Annotated in this window: 15 protein-coding genes and 1 tRNA gene; 3 read left to right on the forward strand and 13 right to left on the reverse strand. The window is 61.5% G+C overall.

The genetic code is table 11. The features are described 5' to 3' along the window. Nucleotides 1–65: 65 nt before the first annotated feature. The 9 genes from L1O02_RS23405 to dapA all read right to left on the reverse strand — a co-directional run bounded on the left by L1O02_RS23405 (nucleotide 66) and on the right by dapA (nucleotide 9222). On the reverse strand, nucleotides 66–824 hold the full coding sequence (locus tag L1O02_RS23405) for a fimbria/pilus periplasmic chaperone (protein WP_060838004.1): 759 nt from the start codon (nucleotides 822–824) through the stop codon (nucleotides 66–68). Beyond that, nucleotides 817–3315: a fimbria/pilus outer membrane usher protein gene (locus L1O02_RS23410; RefSeq protein WP_235760266.1), complete on the reverse strand. Its 2499-nt coding sequence runs from the start codon at nucleotides 3313–3315 to the stop codon at nucleotides 817–819. The genes L1O02_RS23405 and L1O02_RS23410 overlap by 8 nt, the downstream gene beginning before the upstream one ends. A 256-nt stretch (nucleotides 3316–3571) precedes the next feature. Next, nucleotides 3572–4336, reverse strand: a complete 765-nt coding sequence (locus L1O02_RS23415) for a fimbria/pilus periplasmic chaperone (RefSeq protein WP_060838003.1) — start codon at nucleotides 4334–4336, stop codon at nucleotides 3572–3574. Nucleotides 4337–4363: 27 nt separating this feature from the next. Next, entirely contained in the window at nucleotides 4364–4927 is a 564-nt protein-coding gene (locus L1O02_RS23420) for a fimbrial protein (protein ID WP_060838002.1), read from the reverse strand. Between the two features lie 604 nt (nucleotides 4928–5531). After that, nucleotides 5532–5621 (reverse strand) — tRNA-Ser (locus L1O02_RS23425). An 84-nt stretch (nucleotides 5622–5705) separates the two neighbouring features. Beyond that, a complete protein-coding gene (purC, locus tag L1O02_RS23430) occupies nucleotides 5706–6419 on the reverse strand; it encodes a phosphoribosylaminoimidazolesuccinocarboxamide synthase (protein ID WP_060838001.1) in 714 nt (237 codons plus the stop codon). A gap of 28 nt (nucleotides 6420–6447) precedes the next feature. Further along, nucleotides 6448–7206, reverse strand: a complete 759-nt coding sequence (locus L1O02_RS23435; RefSeq protein WP_060838000.1) for an MBL fold metallo-hydrolase — start codon at nucleotides 7204–7206, stop codon at nucleotides 6448–6450. 4 nt (nucleotides 7207–7210) lie between these two features. Then, nucleotides 7211–8326, reverse strand: a complete 1116-nt coding sequence (gene bamC / locus L1O02_RS23440) for an outer membrane protein assembly factor BamC (RefSeq protein WP_047302471.1) — start codon at nucleotides 8324–8326, stop codon at nucleotides 7211–7213. A 17-nt stretch (nucleotides 8327–8343) separates the two neighbouring features. Then, nucleotides 8344–9222 (reverse strand): 4-hydroxy-tetrahydrodipicolinate synthase, encoded by an 879-nt coding sequence (gene dapA / locus L1O02_RS23445; RefSeq protein ID WP_060837999.1) that lies wholly within the window; start codon nucleotides 9220–9222, stop codon nucleotides 8344–8346. Nucleotides 9223–9547: 325 nt separating this feature from the next. Between dapA and L1O02_RS23450 the strand changes: the two genes are divergently transcribed. Both L1O02_RS23450 and L1O02_RS23455 read left to right on the forward strand, forming a co-directional pair. After that, nucleotides 9548–10108, forward strand: a complete 561-nt coding sequence (locus tag L1O02_RS23450; protein WP_016963909.1) for a glycine cleavage system protein R — start codon at nucleotides 9548–9550, stop codon at nucleotides 10106–10108. A gap of 10 nt (nucleotides 10109–10118) precedes the next feature. Next, nucleotides 10119–10592: a peroxiredoxin gene (locus tag L1O02_RS23455; RefSeq protein WP_060837998.1), complete on the forward strand. Its 474-nt coding sequence runs from the start codon at nucleotides 10119–10121 to the stop codon at nucleotides 10590–10592. A 36-nt stretch (nucleotides 10593–10628) separates the two neighbouring features. Here L1O02_RS23455 and L1O02_RS23460 read toward each other — a convergent pair whose 3' ends face one another. Next, complete coding sequence (locus L1O02_RS23460; RefSeq protein WP_060837997.1) at nucleotides 10629–11699, reverse strand: AI-2E family transporter; 1071 nt, start codon at nucleotides 11697–11699, stop codon at nucleotides 10629–10631. Between the two features lie 33 nt (nucleotides 11700–11732). Further along, complete coding sequence (locus tag L1O02_RS23465) at nucleotides 11733–11972, reverse strand: sulfurtransferase TusA family protein (RefSeq protein WP_060837996.1); 240 nt, start codon at nucleotides 11970–11972, stop codon at nucleotides 11733–11735. Between the two features lie 230 nt (nucleotides 11973–12202). On the opposite strand from L1O02_RS23465, the gene L1O02_RS23470 reads away from it, so the two are divergent. After that, the gene (locus L1O02_RS23470) at nucleotides 12203–13636 is read left to right on the forward strand and encodes a M48 family metalloprotease (RefSeq protein ID WP_047302467.1); all 1434 of its coding nucleotides are present in this window, start codon (nucleotides 12203–12205) and stop codon (nucleotides 13634–13636) included. 75 nt (nucleotides 13637–13711) lie between these two features. On the opposite strand, the gene L1O02_RS23475 is transcribed toward L1O02_RS23470, so the two are convergent. Next, a complete protein-coding gene (locus L1O02_RS23475; RefSeq protein WP_060837995.1) occupies nucleotides 13712–15142 on the reverse strand; it encodes a DegQ family serine endoprotease in 1431 nt (476 codons plus the stop codon). A 224-nt stretch (nucleotides 15143–15366) separates the two neighbouring features. Further along, nucleotides 15367–16323, reverse strand: coding sequence for a MucB/RseB C-terminal domain-containing protein (locus tag L1O02_RS23480; protein ID WP_108544676.1), 957 nt, complete (start codon nucleotides 16321–16323; stop codon nucleotides 15367–15369). Nucleotides 16324–16331: the final 8 nt, after the last annotated feature.

Consider the following 16331-nt stretch of genomic DNA (forward strand, 5'->3'; position numbering starts at 1 on the left):
CGCCTGGCCGGGTCCCCACGTAGCGACCGCAAATCGGCCCGCGCGCCCCCTTGTCCGAGGCCACTTCAGTCTTGTATCCGCGCACTTCCACTCAGCGTCTCCCCGCTGTCTGTTGCCACTTGGTAATGAATCACCGCCCGATCCGGGGTGATCGCCTGTACGTCGGGCAGGTCGATCCGCGTGGTGCCCAAGGGCGCCACGGTGATCCCCTGCCGGGTGATGGCTGGAGCGCCGCTGCCCAGGGTCAATTGGGCCAACGACACGTAATAGGGTGTCGGGTTGCTGACCAGCAGCGCGGCCTGGTTCCTGGCCTTGGCCGCGGCGCTGAAGCGCCAGCGCAGTTGTGCTACGGCCTGGTCCGCCGTGCCCGCCAGGCCCTCGGGGCGATACAGCAGCTTCATGCGCATGCGGTAGGCCAGGCGCAGGACGTTCTCGCTCGTCGGCAGCCGGGACGGCACTTCGAGAAAGTTGACCCAGAACACCGACTCGCGGTCGCCGGGCAGCGGCTCACCGCTGTAGCGCAGCACCAGGGCCGCCCGCTGCATGGGCTCAAGCCGGGAAATCGGCGGCGACAGTACGAACGGCACCGCCAGTTCGCTGGGGTTGGCCTGGGCATCGCCCTTGTCCAACCAGGCCTGCAACAGGATCGGCGCCTGACCGACGTTGCCGACGCGGATGGTCAGCGCCGACTGCCCGGCGGGATAAATGAATCGCGAACCGACAATCGACAGATCCGCCTGGGCCCCGGCACTGAAAGCAAGCAGCAGCCCCGCCAGTCGCCTGAGTCCCCGGCAGGCAAGGCTGCATTGGCATGGGTTACGCATCGGCAGCGCTCCCCGACAGCACGGAATCGGCATCACCAGGCGGCACCGCGCGGCAGGGCAGCTGCAGCAATTCGTAGCTGCTGGCGGACGCCGGATCGCGGGGGGGCAATCGATAGTCGATCAGGCATTGCTGGCCGGGCTCGTGGCCCCACTCCACCCGCAAGGTCCCCTGGTCCTGCTCGGAGCGCAGCACCAGTCGGCTGCCCTGCCCCACCGCCCCCAGCTCGACGCCGCTGGACACCTCGACCGCCAGGGCAGCGAACGGCAGTTGCTGGCCATTGGGCTGACGGCTGTCGATCAGAAAAGCCCGGGCTCTGCGGGTCGGGTAGTTGAGCCGCACCACGGCGCCCGCCAGCGGCGCAACATTGCGCGAACTGACCTGCAGTTCGACATCGTCGGCGATACCGTTGGGGTCGATGTCCACGGTGTTCAGTTGATAGGGGCTCAGGCTCGGCACCACGGCATAGCCGCGCTCATCCACCCGCGTCCCGGCGTAGCCGACCCGGGCCCCCTTGGCGTGGGGCGCGTACACCAGGCCCGAGGTTTCACTCAGGGTCTGGGAGAACGTCAGGCCGCCCTGGTGCAGGACCATGCCCCCGGAAGCCCCGAGGGATTGCTGGCGGTAATCGCTGCCCTGGGAAAAGCTCGAACTCAGGGAAACCTCGGGCATGAAGTAGTTGAAGCTGGCGTTGGTCGAGGTTTCGCGCTGGCGTTGATCATGGGAGGCGGACACCGCATAGGTGGCATCACCGTCCTGGTCCAGCGCCCCGGAAATCCCGCTGGTGTAATGCGCGCCGGAGTTCCGGTCGTGACTGGCATAGGCGTTGACCGTCGTTCCCCGACGTCCCGCGCGACCCAGGGGAATCGACAGGCTGAAGCTGAAATAGGTGTTGTCCGCGCCGGCACCGCGCCCAGGACCATTGCTGGTGGCGCGCATGCGCTGGGCCATGAACGAGTAACTGTTGCCCCGCCACTGATTGCCGTAGCCCAGGGAGAAGTTCAGGGCCTGGCCCTGGCGGTTCCAGTACTTGAGGCTGGAGCCGGTGACATAGAGCTGGCCGCCGCCCTTGCCCAGTTGCTGGTTGATGTTCACGTCCAGACGGTCCCGCACCCGGGAAAACGATTCGACCTGCGCGCCACGCTCGACATAGTCCTGCACGGCAATGGCGTCGTGCAGGCCCAGAAAACCGCTGGTGGAATAGCGGTACGCCAACAAGGAAAACTGGGTGCCGCTGACCGGCAGGTTCTTGCTGTATGAAAGGCGCAGGCTCGAGCCCAGCAGGCTGCCGTTGCCGGGCAGTTCGGTGCGGGCCTGGGTCAGGTCCAGGGCAAAGGCGCCCACGGAGGTGTTCAGCGCGCTGCCGATCAGGGCCGACATGTAACTGCCCGTCAGCGCGGTGCCGACATAGCCGGTCAACTGGTTGTCCAGACCGCGGTGCAAGGTGCCCTGGGCCACGTACTGCTCGGAGCCTCCCAGCCCCGGGTCCGTCACCTGGCCGAGGGTCAGGCTGTAGCGGGAAGTGCCCGGGCGCAGCAGTTGCACGGTGGTGGCAAAGGGCACGGTGAAGCGGCTGACCTGGCCATTGGCCTCGGTCACCGTCACCTCCAGATCGCCACCGAAGCTCGCGGCCTGCAGGTCGGAGATTTCGAAAGGCCCCGGCGCGACCGAGGTTTCGTAGATCAGGTAACCACGCTGGTACACCGAAACCTTGGCGTTGCTGTTGGCCGTGCCCCGGACTTGCGGCGCGTAGTAACGCTGGGTATCGGGCAGCATGCGCGAATCGCTGGCCAGCTGAACGCCGCGAAACGACACCGAATCGAACAGATCGGCATCCATGACGCTTTCCCCCACCAGCAACTGCGAGTGCCAGTCCGGCAGCTCGGTCTGGGCGTAGATGTAGCCTCGCTGATAGCGGCCGCCCAGCTCAGGCGACCAGGTCGCGGTGCCGCTGTGACGCAAGCGCAGCGCCCCGACATTGAGCCCCAGGTTGAGTCCGGCGTAACCGTGGGTCTGGCTCTGCCCGCGACTCTGGGAGCTGAACAGGTTGCTGTTGTAGTTGAGTACCGCGGCGCTGATCCCGGGATCCCAACTGGCGGGGTCGACATAGGTCTTCGACAGGTTCGCCTGCAGGAAGTACTGCGGCACCGAAAGCTCGATCTTCTGCTCGGCGATATTGATCCGGCTGCTGGCCCCGGGGATGTAACTGTCCAGCTCGCCGCAGAACGCTGCCGCGCCCTGGAGCGGGTGGGTGGCTGCGGTTCCCAGGGCGGTGTCGGCTTTTTTCAGGTCGATGCCCAGCGTCTGCAACAGGCTCCGGTCGAAACACGGCTGGCTGCCCTGGGGCTCGTCACTGGCCCGGAACTCGATTTCCTGCAGCGCCCGCCACTGGCCGCTCACCCACAGGTCGAGCAGGTACTTGCCCGGCGCGATGTAGCCCGGATGTTCAAAGCGTGAGGTGTCGATGGGGGTCTGGGTTCCTTGAAACAGCATCTGGCTGTCGAACAGCACCCGCTGGCCCTGTTCAGGGTCGTGGTTCTCCTCGTTCGCCGTCAGGCCTGTGGAATTGCCCAGCAAGGTCGCGCCCAGACACAGAGCCCATACAAACGGAACAGAGCCCCGGCCGCACACAACCCCGGGGCGCGCGGATACACCGCGCCCTTGGCACTGAACACTGAACATAACGACATCCCAACGCGCCCAAGCATGGGCGACCTGATAAACCAGCGAAGTTGAATCAAGAAACCGACTAGAGCAGCGGGCGCTCAAGCAGCCGGCGGCCGCCGAAATCGTTGATCACTTCATAGTGAATGGAGGCCTTGCCCGGCTCCTGCGCAGCCGCTGCCGGCCAGGCAAACGACTCATCGGCGAACGGCGCGACCATGCCGGGCTTGAGCGGGAACTGTCGCCCGCCCTGTACAACTTCCAGACGTCCGAAAGACACGTAGTAAGGCGTTGGATTGGAGACTTTCACCACAGCTACCGGCGCACTTTGGGCAGTGCTATTCAAGCGAGCCGCAGGGTTGAACTCCCACTTGAGTTTTTCTCCTGCCGTATCGACATTTCCTGCCAGATCGCGAGGACGAAAGAAGATCTTGATCCGTGTCCTAAAGGCAAACTGCAGTACGTTTTCTTCGTTTTCCTTACGCGGTGGAGTTTCCAGTACATTCAACCAGAACAATGTCTCGCGATCGGTTGCCAAGGGTTCCTTCGAATAAGAAAGACGCAGTACGGCAGCCCCGCCCGACTCCAGGCGACTGACCGCCGGTGCCAAGAGGAAAGGCACTTTTATTTCTTCGGGAGACTTATCGGCCTCGCCTTTATCAATCCAGCTTTGCGCCAAAAGAGGGACAGGCCCGGTATTAGTTATTTTCAAGGTAACTTCCCGGGCATCGGATGGATAAACCAAGCGGGTGCCTTGAAGAACTATCCCGGCCTGTGCAGTTACCGAGAACAGCCCCAGGAACATGACACCGAGAACGAGAGAATGAACAAAACGCGCTGTCGGCGCCATGACCTGCCCCTTAAAGACTAAAGGCTGTTACTGGTAAGCCAGGGTGTAGCGGATAAAGGAGATACCCGAACCGGCTCCGACCGAAGCAGCCGTGGACACATAAGCGGCCTTGTACTTGAGGGTGGCGGTATTACCGGAAACCTTTGCCACCTGTGGCGAGGTTTCGGCCTGGCCAAGGACGATTTTCTGCGGCTGGGCGGCGTTGTCGTTATAGATCTGGATCTGCACGCCGGTGGCCGGAGCGCTGCCGATCAGCTTGAGGTTGCCTGTTGCAGGATCGATGTTATTGACCTGGTCGAACTCGATGGACACCTTGGAGTCATTCTTGCAGTTGGTGCCCGAGAGTTTCAGTTCAAAAGGTTTCAGGTCGGAAGTGGTGCCGATAGTTGCAAAGTGCGTAGGCAGAAAAGTACCCAGTTCAACGTTAGTTACGTTGTTTTCACCCGGGGCCTTGCCGTTGATCTCGCAGGTCACGTCTGTGATGCTGCCGCTGAAGTTCACAATACCATCGGTTGCCTGGGCGAACGTCGGGATCAATGCGGCCAACATCAACCCGGAAGTTGCCATTGAGACGAGGGACTTGCGTTTCATCTGATTTCCTTTTCCAATTAACTCAAAGGATGACGGGCAAGAACCTTCCTTATCTGAAAGTCGACAAAGTGCTTGTCACCACAGTAGAAAGAACACTCGCCCTACCCTGTTGAAAGTGTATGAGCGCTGCTGACTTCCAGTTTTAAAATCCCCCTATAGTTCGAAAGGCGGACCAGGCATGTCAGCAGCGACTACAATAACCAAGCACTGATTTTTTTAGATCAAGACCACACCGATTCGAATTACAGGAATACTCCCAGACAACACAGGGAAATTTCCCACAACAAGAACATCGGCCACGAGTTAGACCGTTATCAAGTCAATCAATAGCTGTTAATGCATAGGAACTGCCGGCGTTATTCATCGACCGCCACTTGAAAACAGTTGGCCAAGTACCGATGAACCTCGGCACTTGAATGTGCAGCGGCCACGTCAGGTTGTGGGGACAGGCAACGGATGAACAACACGGCTTAAGGCAGGGGTCATGGCCACCGGCGCCGAGCACCGGTGGCGCCCTGGAACAGGACGTGTCCGACGCGTTGGCAAAAAACGCAGGCAACAAAAAAGCCCCGGAAATCGATGATTTCCGGGGCTTTCATTTGTATGGCGGAGAGATAGGGATTCGAACCCTAGGTACCGGTGAAGGTACAACGGATTTCGAATCCGTCCCATTCGGCCACTCTGGCATCTCTCCAACGGCGCGCATCATAACAGCACATTTGCTCGAAGCGAAGCCCCTTGAGCGAATTTTTTCCGTGCTATCAGATGCTTGCGTCGATTACAGCGGTACGCCGAGGCGCTGGGCCACTTCTTCGTAGGCTTCGATGACATCGCCGAGGCCCTGGCGGAAGCGATCCTTGTCCATTTTCTTCTTGGTGTCCTTGTCCCACAGACGGCAACCGTCCGGGCTGAACTCGTCGCCCAGGACGATGGAACCGTCGCTGAACACGCCGAACTCCAGCTTGAAGTCCACCAGCAGCAGGCCGGCGTCATCGAACAGCTTGCTCAGCACTTCGTTGACCTTGAGCGACAGCTCTTTCATCCGCGCCAGTTGCTCGGCGGTGCCCCAGCCGAAGGCCACCACGTGGGATTCGTTGATGAACGGATCGCCCTTGGCGTCGTCCTTGAGGAACAGTTCGAAGGTGTAGGGGTTGAGTTTCATGCCCTCTTCCACACCCAGGCGCTTGACCAGGCTGCCGGCCGCGTAGTTGCGCACCACGCACTCCACCGGAATCATGTCGAGCTTCTTCACCAGGCACTCGTTGTCGCCCAGCAGCTTGTCGAACTGGGTCGGAATGCCGGCGGCTTCGAGTTTTTGCATGATGAAAGCGTTGAACTTGTTGTTCACCATCCCCTTGCGGTCCAGCTGCTCGATGCGCTTGCCGTCGAACGCCGAGGTGTCGTTGCGAAACAGCAGGATCAAGCGGTCGGCGTCATCGGTCTTGTAAACCGACTTGGCTTTGCCGCGGTAGAGTTCTTCACGTTTTTCCATGATGGGCTCCGCTTGCTACGTAGGTGGGCTAGGCGATGTGACGCCAGTCGAGCCCTGAATCTTGATCGGCCAGTTGCAGCCAGTCCGGGTCACACCCGAGGGTGTCGACAAAACATTGCCGGGCCAGCTGCGGCAGGTTGTTCTTGCTGCTCAGATGGGCGAGGACCAGATGCTGCAGGTCCTGCCATCCCAATTCGGCCACCAGGCTTGCGGCCTGATGGTTGTTCAAATGTCCCTGGTCGCCACCCACCCGCTGCTTGAGAAAGTACGGGTAATAACCGCGCGCCAGCAGGTCACGGCAGTGATTGGCCTCGATCATCAAGGCATCCAGGCCACGGTAGCCTTCCAGTACGCCGGCGCAGTAGGAACCCAGGTCGGTCAGCAGACCGAAACGCCGCTGGCCGTCACTGAAGACAAACTGGGTAGGCTCCAGGGCGTCGTGGGCGACGGCAATCACGTCAATGCGCAAGGTGCCGATCTGCAGTGGCTCGCCACCACGGACAAAACCCGCCGCCTCGACCGGCTTGCGCATCCCGCGCAGGGTTCCCTGACTGAGGTAGACCGGTAGATTGTAGCGCCGAGACAGCAAACCCACGCCATGCACGTGGTCGGCATGTTCGTGGGTCACCAGGATGGCGCTCAACTGCGAGGGATGGACTCCCAGGCGCAGCAGGCGCCGCTCGGTTTCCCGCAGGGAGAAACCACAATCCACCAGAATGTAAGTGTCAGCACTGGCGATCAGCGTGCCATTCCCTTGGCTACCACTGCCGAGAACGGCAAAACGCATCTGATCAGCCCAGGTTGTCCTGAATCACGCCCAACACTTTGCGCGCCACATCGGCCGGCGCCACGGTATTGATGTTCTTCTCGACGGTGACCTGGACGTTGTCGCCGACCTTGCTCAGGCGAACCTGATAGCGCTCGGCGCGGGCTTCGATCTCTTCCTTGGCCGGTTTGCTGCCGAACAACTTGCCGAAGAAGCCCGGCTCGTCGTTTTTCTTCTCGGCTTTTTCCGCCAGGTTGATGTAGTACAGGCCCAGGCTGCGGTTGATGTCCTCAACCCGCCATTCGCCCTGCTCCAGGGCACGGCCTACGCTGGACCAGGCGCGATCGAGGTCGGCGCCCAGGTTCAGCACCGGGTTGCCGCTGCCGTCTTCGCTGAGGCTGACCCGGCTTGGGGTATCGAAATCACGAGCCGCCAACAGGGACACCGAACCGCCTTTCTCGGCGGTACGGCTCATGCTGGCCAGCATGTCGTCCACCAGCGCCGCGTCCAGGCCGGTGTTGAGTGAGCGGTTGGTGAACTCCACGTCGGCCGTGCTGCCGGCAGGGCGCTCGGCGCTGACCACGTAGACTTCACTGGTATTGCGCTGCACGCCCGGCTCGATGCGCACCCGCACGCGGGTTTCGCTGTCGGCGGCAACGCCGGCGCTGCTCAGGCGCTTGGCCACAGCCGCGGAAAGCTCGTCGGAACGCTGCCAGCTGGTGGTGAATTCGCCGGTTTGCGGGCGCTGCTGATCCAGGCGGAAGCCGTTGTCCTGGAAGAACTGCACCGCCACTGGCCAGACTTCGGCCGGTGGATGCTGGGCCATGACCCAACGGGAATCACCGCTCTTCTGCAGGGTGTAGTCGCTGGCGTCGGCAATCGCCGACAGCGGCTGCGGACGAGGCACCTGGTACTCGCCCTTGACGTTGTCGTCCGCGACGTTGCGCGGGATCGGCAGCAATGGGTCAAGACGCTTGGAGGTCTGGACATCCGGCGGCAATTGCATCGGTGCGGTTTGTTGCGCTTGCAGGTAATCGCTACCCCGGTCACGGAAGTAGCCTTCCGGGCCCCAGATCCAACCGCAGCCACTGGTGCTGGAGATAATCAAGGCAAGTGCGGAAAGTCCGGCCATTCGCTTCATGCGTTGTACTTCCTCAATTAAACCAAGACGCCGGACTGGCGCATGGCCTGCCGCAGCGGTTCGTGACAGGCGGCACTGAGCCAGGTGAGCGGCAGACGGATACCGTCCGGCATCATGCCCATTTCGTGCAGGGCCCATTTCACGGGAATAGGGTTGGATTCGATGAACAGTGTCTTGTTCAGCGGCATCAGGGTTTCGTGGATCTCGCGGGCCTTGGCGGCGTCGCCGGCCATGGCCGCGGCGCACATCTGGCTCATGGCCCGGGGCGCGACGTTGGCGGTCACCGAGATATTGCCCTTGCCGCCCAGCAGGATCAGTTCAACGGCAGTGGCGTCATCGCCGGAGTACACCAGGAAATCGCTGGGCACGCCGGCCAGGATCGCCTTGGCCCGCTGCAGGTCGCCGGTGGCTTCCTTGATGCCGATGATGTTCTTCACGCTGGACAGGCGGATCACGGTCTCGGCCTGCATGTCGCATGCGGTACGGCCTGGAACGTTGTAGAGGATCTGCGGAATGTCCACGGCCTCGGCAATGGCGCGGAAATGCTGGTACAGGCCTTCCTGGGTCGGCTTGTTGTAGTACGGAGTCACCAGCAGGCAGGCGTCGGCGCCGGCGATCTTCGCGTTGGTGGTCAGTTCGATCGCTTCACGCGTCGAGTTGGCGCCGGTACCGGCAATCACCGGAATGCGCCCTGCAACCTGGGCCACCACCCGACGAATCACTTCGATGTGCTCGTTGACATCCAGAGTGGCCGACTCACCTGTGGTGCCGACCGCCACGATGGCGTTGGTGCCCTCTTGCAGGTGGAAGTCCACCAGTTTGCTCAGGCTGTCCCAGTCGAGATTTCCCTGTGCATCCATGGGTGTGACCAGTGCCACCATACTGCCCGCAATCATGCAACCGCTCCTGCCGGAAAAAGAGAGCGGTAATGGTACTGGCGCCAAGTTCCTTGCACAAGCGAAGTCCCGCGCCGTGAGCATTCCCCTGAGCGATGGTTTTCGCTACCCTTCAGGCTTTGATCGCTACCGATAAGCGTGTAAACCGGGTTATCGCCTGCCTGTCGCTTCTCCAAAGCCCCATTCCTGCCTTGCCAGCCCCTGTTCCGGATGTTTCGGGACCTGTCGCCGGCTGGTACTCCGGGGCCCTGAGAAGTCGCTGGCGACGCTTGCCCGGCACTGGCTTGTCAAAAGTATCGACCGCTCATCGCTTTAGGAATGCTGCATGTCCACCCCCACAGTTCGCGAACAATTCCTTGTCATCAGTGCCCTCGGCGCCAACCCCATGGAGCTGACCAACGTCCTGTGCCGCGCCAGCCATGAAAACCGCTGCGCCGTCGTGACCTCGCGCCTGACCCGGCATGGCGAGTGCAGCGCCCTGGTGCTGGAGATTTCCGGCAGCTGGGACGCCCTGGCGCGCCTGGAGAGCAGCCTGCCGTTCCTGGCCAAGAAGCACGCCTTCACCGTCAATGTGGTGCGCAGCGCAGCTCTGGAAAGCCGCCCTCAGGCTCTGCCTTATGTGGCTTATGTCAGCGCGGCGTACCGCTCGGACATCGTCAATGAGCTGTGCCAATTCTTCATCGACCACCATGTCGAGCTGGAAAACCTCACCTGCGATACCTACCAGGCTCCGCAGACCGGGGGCACCATGCTCAACGCCACCTTCACCGTGACCCTGCCCGCCGGCACCCAGATCAGCTGGTTGCGCGATCAGTTCCTGGATTTTGCCGATGCCATGAACCTCGATGCGCTGATCGAACCCTGGCGCCCACAGAACCCCATGTAAGGAAGCTCCCATGGCCGTTGCTATCGACCAACCCGTCGCCGATTTCCAGGCCCCTGCCACCAGCGGCCAGACCGTCAGCCTGTCCGGTCTCAAGGGCAAGCAAGTGGTGATCTACTTCTATCCCAAGGACAGCACCCCGGGCTGCACCACCGAGGGCCAGGGCTTTCGCGATCAATACGCCGCCTTCCAGGCTGCCAATACCGAAATCTTCGGCATTTCCCGCGACAGCCTGAAGTCCCACGAGAACTTCAAGTGCAAGCAGGAATTCCCCTTCGAACTGATCAGCGACAAGGACGAGGCCGTTTGCCAGCTGTTCGACGTGATCAAGTTGAAGAAGCTCTACGGCAAGGAATACCTGGGCGTGGACCGCAGCACCTTCCTGATCGACAAGGACGGTGTTCTGCGCCAGGAATGGCGCGGGGTGAAGGTTCCAGGCCACGTCGACGCCGTACTGGCCGCGGCCCAGGCCCTGAACAAGGCCTGAAATGACCGGGGCGGCTGAATCAGCCGCCCCGCGTATCTAGAGTAAAGGCGCCACCACCGGGTCCTTTCTAGGCCAGGCATCCAGCACTGCCTTGAATAAGGTGGCCAGGGGAATCGCAAAGAAAATCCCCCAGAACCCCCACAGCCCGCCAAACAGCAGCACCGCACAGATGATCGCCACCGGGTGCAGGTTCACCGCACCGGAGAACAGCAGCGGCACCAGCACGTTGCCATCCAGGGTCTGGATGATCCCGTAGACCGCCATCAGGTAGATGAACTGGTCGCTCCAGCCCCATTGGAACAGCGCAATCAGCGCCACCGGCACCGTCACCACCACAGCGCCGACATAGGGCACCACCACCGAAATGCCGACCAGTAGCGCCAGCAACGCCGCGTAGTTGAGGCCCAGGGCGACGAAGGCGATGTAGGTGACGCCACCGCAGATGACAATCTCGATGACCTTGCCGCGGATGTAATTGGCGATCTGCCGGTTCATTTCGTGGGCGACCCGGGTAATCAGGGTCCGCTCCCGCGGCAGATAGCCGATGACCCAGCGGCTGATCATCGCCCGATCCTTGAGGAAGAAAAACACCAGGATCGGCACCAGCACCAGGTAGATCATGATGTTCACCAGCAACGGCAGGCTGGACAGGGAGAAGGTCAACGCCCATTGCCCGAACTTGCCGATCTCGCCCCTGGCCACCTCGATGGCCTGCAGCACCTGCTCGTCCGACACCAGGTGCGGGTACCGCTCGGGCAACAGCAGCAACAGCGATTGCCACTTGGCGAGCATCCCGGGCAACTCGTTGAACAAGGTGACGAACTGGTGCCAGAGCAACGGCACCACCACCAGGATGAAGACCAGCAACAAGCCCATGAACAAGGCAAATACCAGTCCCACCGCCGCGCCGCCCGGCAGGCGCAGGCGCTCCAGGCTCACCACCAGCCCCTGCATCAGGTACGCCAGGACCATGCCCGCCAACACCGGCGCCAGCATGCCGCCCAGGGTCAGCACCGCCGTAAAGGCCAGGAACAGCAGGACGGCGAGCACCACCGCCTCTTCATCCGAGAAGTAGCGCTGTATCCAGTCGCGTAGCACTTTGAACATCAATGATCCTTAGGTGAAATCGATGAGCGGCCGTCAGGCCTTTTTCAGCCAGTAACGATAGACCCCGGCATCGTCCTCTTCGTGCAGCAGGGTATGACCGGCCAGACGGGCAAAGGTGCGAAAGTCGCGCTGGGACCCGGCATCGGTGGCAATGACCTTGAGCACCGCGCCACTGGCCAGGCGATTGAGTTCCATCTTGGCCTTGAGCAGCGGCAGCGGACAATTGAGCCCGCTGGCGTCCAGCTCGGCATCATGGGCGACAACATCGGTCATTGAACTTACTCCGATCATGAATTCAGGCGCCTAGAATACCCTGCAAGCTCAAGCCCCCGGCAATAAACAAGCCTTGCCCCAAACACACACCGCTGTGACAAAGGGCTTATGGGGTAGACGCTGGAATTTGCCAGAAAGCACCTTGGATCCGCAGAGTTTTCACCGCCTTTGTCTGGTCCCCGGACCAGCGGCCAGCTACAGTAGAGCCTTTGTCGAATAAGGCTTTGTGCATGAATTTATTGCGCCCTACCCTGCTGACGCTCGCTTGCCTGCTCGCCTCACCGGGCTTCGCCGACGACCTGCCGTCACTCGGTGATGCCAGTTCAGCCATTGTCTCGCCACAACAGGAACACCAGCTGGGCCGCGCCTGGCTGGCGCTGCTGCGCAGCCAGGTCTCGCAGCTCAACGACCCGCAGCTCAAGGACTACGTCGAAACCAGCGTCTACAAACTGGTGGAAACCAGCCAGGTCAATGACCGGCGCCTGGAGTTCATCCTGATCAACAGCCCGCAGCTCAACGCCTTTGCCGCTCCCGGCGGGATTGTCGGAGTCAACGGCGGCCTGTTCCTCAACGCCCAGACCGAAGGCGAATATGCCTCGGTACTGGCTCACGAATTGGCGCACCTTTCCCAGCGGCACTTCGCCCGCGGCGTCGAGGCCCAGCAACGCATGCAGGTGCCGATGATGGCCGCGCTGCTGGCGGGGATCGTGATCGCCGCCGCCGGTGCCGGGGATGCCGGGATCGCCACCATCGCCGGCACCCAGGCAGCGGCGATCCAGGAACAGCGGCGCTTCTCCCGACAGAATGAGCAGGAAGCCGACCGTATCGGCATCCTTAATCTGGAGAAGGCCGGCTACGATCCGCGTTCGATGCCCACCATGTTCGAGCGCCTGATGCGCCAGTACCGCTTCGATGCCAAGCCGCCGGAATTCCTTCTGACCCACCCGGTTACCGAATCGCGGATCGCCGACACCCGCAACCGCGCGGAACAGGCCAAGCAGGGCGGCACCGAAGACAGCCTGCGCTATCAACTGATTCGGGCCCGGGTACAACTCAACTATGAGGAGTCCCCGGGCCTGGCTGCCAAGCGTTTTCGCGCCCAGCTCGACGAGAACCCGAAGAACGACATCGCGCGCTATGGCCTGGCCATCGCCCAGATCAAGGGCAGCCAATGGAACGAGGCGCGGGAAAACCTCAAGCCGTTGCTGGCCAAGTCACCCAATGACATCACCTACAACCTGGCCCAGATCGAGCTGGACATGGCCAACAGCCGCCTGCCGGATGCGCAAAGCCGGGTCGAGCGAATGCTCAACCTCTACCCCGGCAACTATCCGCTGAACCAGGTCCGCGTTGACCTTCTACTCAAGCAGAACCGCCCGGCGGACGCGGAAAAAGCCCTGGAAGGCCTGCTGAAAAGTCGCCCGGATGACCCGGACGTCTGGTACCTGGTGGCGGAAACCCGCGGCCTGTCCGGCAACATCATCGGCCTGCACCAGGCCCGGGCCGAGTACTTCGCTCTGGTCGGCGACTATCGCCAGGCCATCCAGCAGCTGGACTTCGCCAAGCGCCGGGCCGGCAGCAACTTCCCCCTGTCGTCGAGAATCGATGCGCGTCAGCGCGAGATGATGGATCAGGAGCAGATGGTCAAGGACATGATGCGCTGACCTGGAGCGTGACCATAAAAAAGCCCGCCTCATACGAGGCGGGCTTTTTATTGGGCAACCCTGAAGGCTGGCGGGTTATTCGGCCAGCTTGAAGGTAATGAAGCTGGCGCGCCCCTGACGCAGAACACGCATGGACACCGAACGATTCTTCGGCAGCGCCTTGGCGATTTCAGTGAACTCCTTCGCGGTGGTGATCGCCTGGTTGTTCAGGTGAGTGATCACGTCGCCCGGTTGCAGACCGATCAGGGCAGCAGGACCATCCTGAACTTCCTTGATGACAACGCCCCCCTTGAGGTCGAAGGCTTTCTTCTGCTCATCGTTGAGTTCGACCACGGCCACGCCGAGACGGTTGCTGCTGCGCTCGACTCCGGACTTGGGCAGCATGCTCAGGTCCTTGTCTTCCTCGGGAATAGCACCGACGGTCAGCTCGACGTTCTTGCGCTTGCCCTCGCGGATCACTTCCAGATTGGCCTTGGCCCCGGCCTTCAGCGCGCCCACCAAATGCGGCAGGTCCGCCGACATGACGATGGGCTGGCCATTGAGGCTGAGAATCACATCGCCCACTTGCAAGCCGCCCTTGGCTGCCGGGCCGCCGTCCTGAACCTGCGCCACCAGTGCACCGGCAGGTTTTTCCAGGCCGAAGGATTCAGCCAGGTCTTTGTTGACCTCCTGAATCACCACGCCCAGCCAACCACGACTGACCTTGCCACCTGTTTTCAGTTGATTGGAAACATCCATTGCCACGTCGATCGGGATCGCGAAAGACACGCCCATGAAGCCACCGGAACGGGTGTAGATCTGCGAGTTGATCCCCACCACTTCACCGGCCAGGTTGAACAGCGGACCACCGGAGTTGCCCGGGTTGATCGGCACGTCGGTCTGGATGAACGGCACATAGTTTTCGTTCGGCAGGCTGCGACCGATGGCGCTGACGATGCCCTGGGTCACGGTGTGGTCGAAGCCGAACGGCGAACCGATGGCCACGACCCATTGCCCGGCCTTGAGGTCCTGGGATTTGCCCAGTTTCAGCACGGGCAGGTCCTTGCCATCGATCTTCAGCAGCGCCACGTCGGAGCGCGGGTCGGTGCCGATCAGCTTGGCTTTCAATTCGCTGCGGTCGGCCAGGCGCACGAGGATCTCGTCCGCATCGGCAATCACGTGGTTGTTGGTGAGGATGTAGCCATCCGGGGAGATGATGAAGCCCGAACCCAGGGATTGCGCCTCACGCTGGCGATCGCCGCGCGGGGAGCGCTGCTGGGGCATGCCGCGCTCGAAGAACTCCCGCAGCATTGGCGGCAAGCCTTCCAGGTCGGGCATCTGCGCCGAGTTGGAAACCCGGCGATCAGGCAGTTTCTGCGTGGTACTGATGTTCACCACTGCGGGCGAGGCCTGCTCGACCAGTTGGGTGAAATCAGGCAACTCGGCGGCCTGGGCAGACACGGCCTGCCCCAGCACCAGTACGGTGGCAAGAATGGTGAAGTAGGACTTCAAGCGTGGTATCGACATACGGCTCCCGTTACGACGAGCGTGGTTAAGCGATATGGAGCAGCAAATGCCGAAAAGACAGGGGTGGCACTTTTGCTCCAGGAACGACAAATAAGGTCAGAACCGAGGGGGTTCTGACCTATAAAAAAACTTTGTGGATTTTGCAAATGAAATTGCTCACCAGACATTTCATCTTCTCAATTGTGGGTGAGCCATGACTGACCTCTTACACAACCAATAAAGGTTCATTGCTGGGTGGCGGCATCGAAGCGCATGGACAGAGCAATACGTTCGGCGGTGCCAATGGGAATCTCCCCGACCACCGTGACCATCATTTCGCCTTCGGGGGTGGTCAGGCGCCGTGATACGGCAACCGTCGGCCCCAGCTGAGAACGAGTATCGGTGACCGCTTCGCCATTGAGCGGCTCGAGGAACACGGAAAAACGCGCAAAACCATCGTCATACAGCAGGCTGTTGACCACGGACTTGGTTTGCGGATCCTTGCGGGCGCTGCTGCTGGTCAACTCGAAACCCGGAGGCAACCAGTCGGAGTGCCAGGCCCGAGTGCTCTTGATCGCCGAGGCCTTGTCGCTGTCCAGAGCCACCGGCTTGCAGTCCGGGCCGGCGCGCAGCTCGTTGTCATCCGGGATATTTGCGGTGTCCAGACGGGTGAACTGGAAGCGCTCGAGCAGTTGCCCCTTGTCGTTCAACAACAGGGACTTGAGCGGCAAGCCGGTTTCCTGATCCAGGTGCAATTCGAAGCCGTAACGGTGCTGGTCTCGCGGGGTAACCGCAATGATCACTGCCTGGCGCCCGGCCACGCGCGACTTGCCGATAACGGCTAGCTCATACCAATTCTTGAGTTTTTGCGGATCCAGGGCACGCGCCGCAGAGTCCGGGGCATCCCCCAACCCTGCCACCAACGTACCGCTGACGCATTGGGTACGACCATCGACACGCACAACCTCTTGAGCGGATCCGTCAAGCTGGATCAACCGCTCACGGACGTTTCCATCCTGGACACGATGCCAGATGTTATGGGTAGAAAAACTACCATTGCGCTCGTAAACGAAGGTGCCCTGAAAGCTTTGCTGGCGTTCCGCTTGCCCAAGACGCTGCAACCAGTCCTGGGCTTCGTCGGCGTGGGCTGGAACCACAAACCAGCCACTGAGCAGAAGCGAGAGTAGAGGTATGGCGCGCATGATCCTCC

This window comes from Pseudomonas sp. BC42 (assembly GCF_021560055.1).
Taxonomy (GTDB): domain Bacteria; phylum Pseudomonadota; class Gammaproteobacteria; order Pseudomonadales; family Pseudomonadaceae; genus Aquipseudomonas.

Bases quoted from the DNA above. Each gene is read 5' to 3' on its own strand.
- L1O02_RS23410 (WP_235760266.1), bottom strand. From the start codon at position 3,315: ATGCTGTTTCAAGGAACCCAGACCCCCATCGACACCTCACGCTTTGAA.
- L1O02_RS23435 (WP_060838000.1), bottom strand. From the start codon at position 7,206: ATGCGTTTTGCCGTTCTCGGCAGTGGTAGCCAAGGGAATGGCACGCTG.
- L1O02_RS23470 (WP_047302467.1), top strand. From the start codon at position 12,203: ATGAATTTATTGCGCCCTACCCTGCTGACGCTCGCTTGCCTGCTCGCC.
- L1O02_RS23420 (WP_060838002.1), bottom strand. From the start codon at position 4,927: ATGAAACGCAAGTCCCTCGTCTCAATGGCAACTTCCGGGTTGATGTTG.
- L1O02_RS23460 (WP_060837997.1), bottom strand. From the start codon at position 11,699: ATGTTCAAAGTGCTACGCGACTGGATACAGCGCTACTTCTCGGATGAA.
- L1O02_RS23475 (WP_060837995.1), bottom strand. From the start codon at position 15,142: ATGTCGATACCACGCTTGAAGTCCTACTTCACCATTCTTGCCACCGTA.
- L1O02_RS23415 (WP_060838003.1), bottom strand. From the start codon at position 4,336: ATGGCGCCGACAGCGCGTTTTGTTCATTCTCTCGTTCTCGGTGTCATG.
- purC (WP_060838001.1), bottom strand. From the start codon at position 6,419: ATGGAAAAACGTGAAGAACTCTACCGCGGCAAAGCCAAGTCGGTTTAC.
- dapA (WP_060837999.1), bottom strand. From the start codon at position 9,222: ATGATTGCGGGCAGTATGGTGGCACTGGTCACACCCATGGATGCACAG.
- L1O02_RS23450 (WP_016963909.1), top strand. From the start codon at position 9,548: ATGTCCACCCCCACAGTTCGCGAACAATTCCTTGTCATCAGTGCCCTC.
- L1O02_RS23465 (WP_060837996.1), bottom strand. From the start codon at position 11,972: ATGACCGATGTTGTCGCCCATGATGCCGAGCTGGACGCCAGCGGGCTC.
- L1O02_RS23480 (WP_108544676.1), bottom strand. From the start codon at position 16,323: ATGCGCGCCATACCTCTACTCTCGCTTCTGCTCAGTGGCTGGTTTGTG.
- L1O02_RS23455 (WP_060837998.1), top strand. From the start codon at position 10,119: ATGGCCGTTGCTATCGACCAACCCGTCGCCGATTTCCAGGCCCCTGCC.
- bamC (WP_047302471.1), bottom strand. From the start codon at position 8,326: ATGAAGCGAATGGCCGGACTTTCCGCACTTGCCTTGATTATCTCCAGC.
- L1O02_RS23405 (WP_060838004.1), bottom strand. From the start codon at position 824: ATGCGTAACCCATGCCAATGCAGCCTTGCCTGCCGGGGACTCAGGCGA.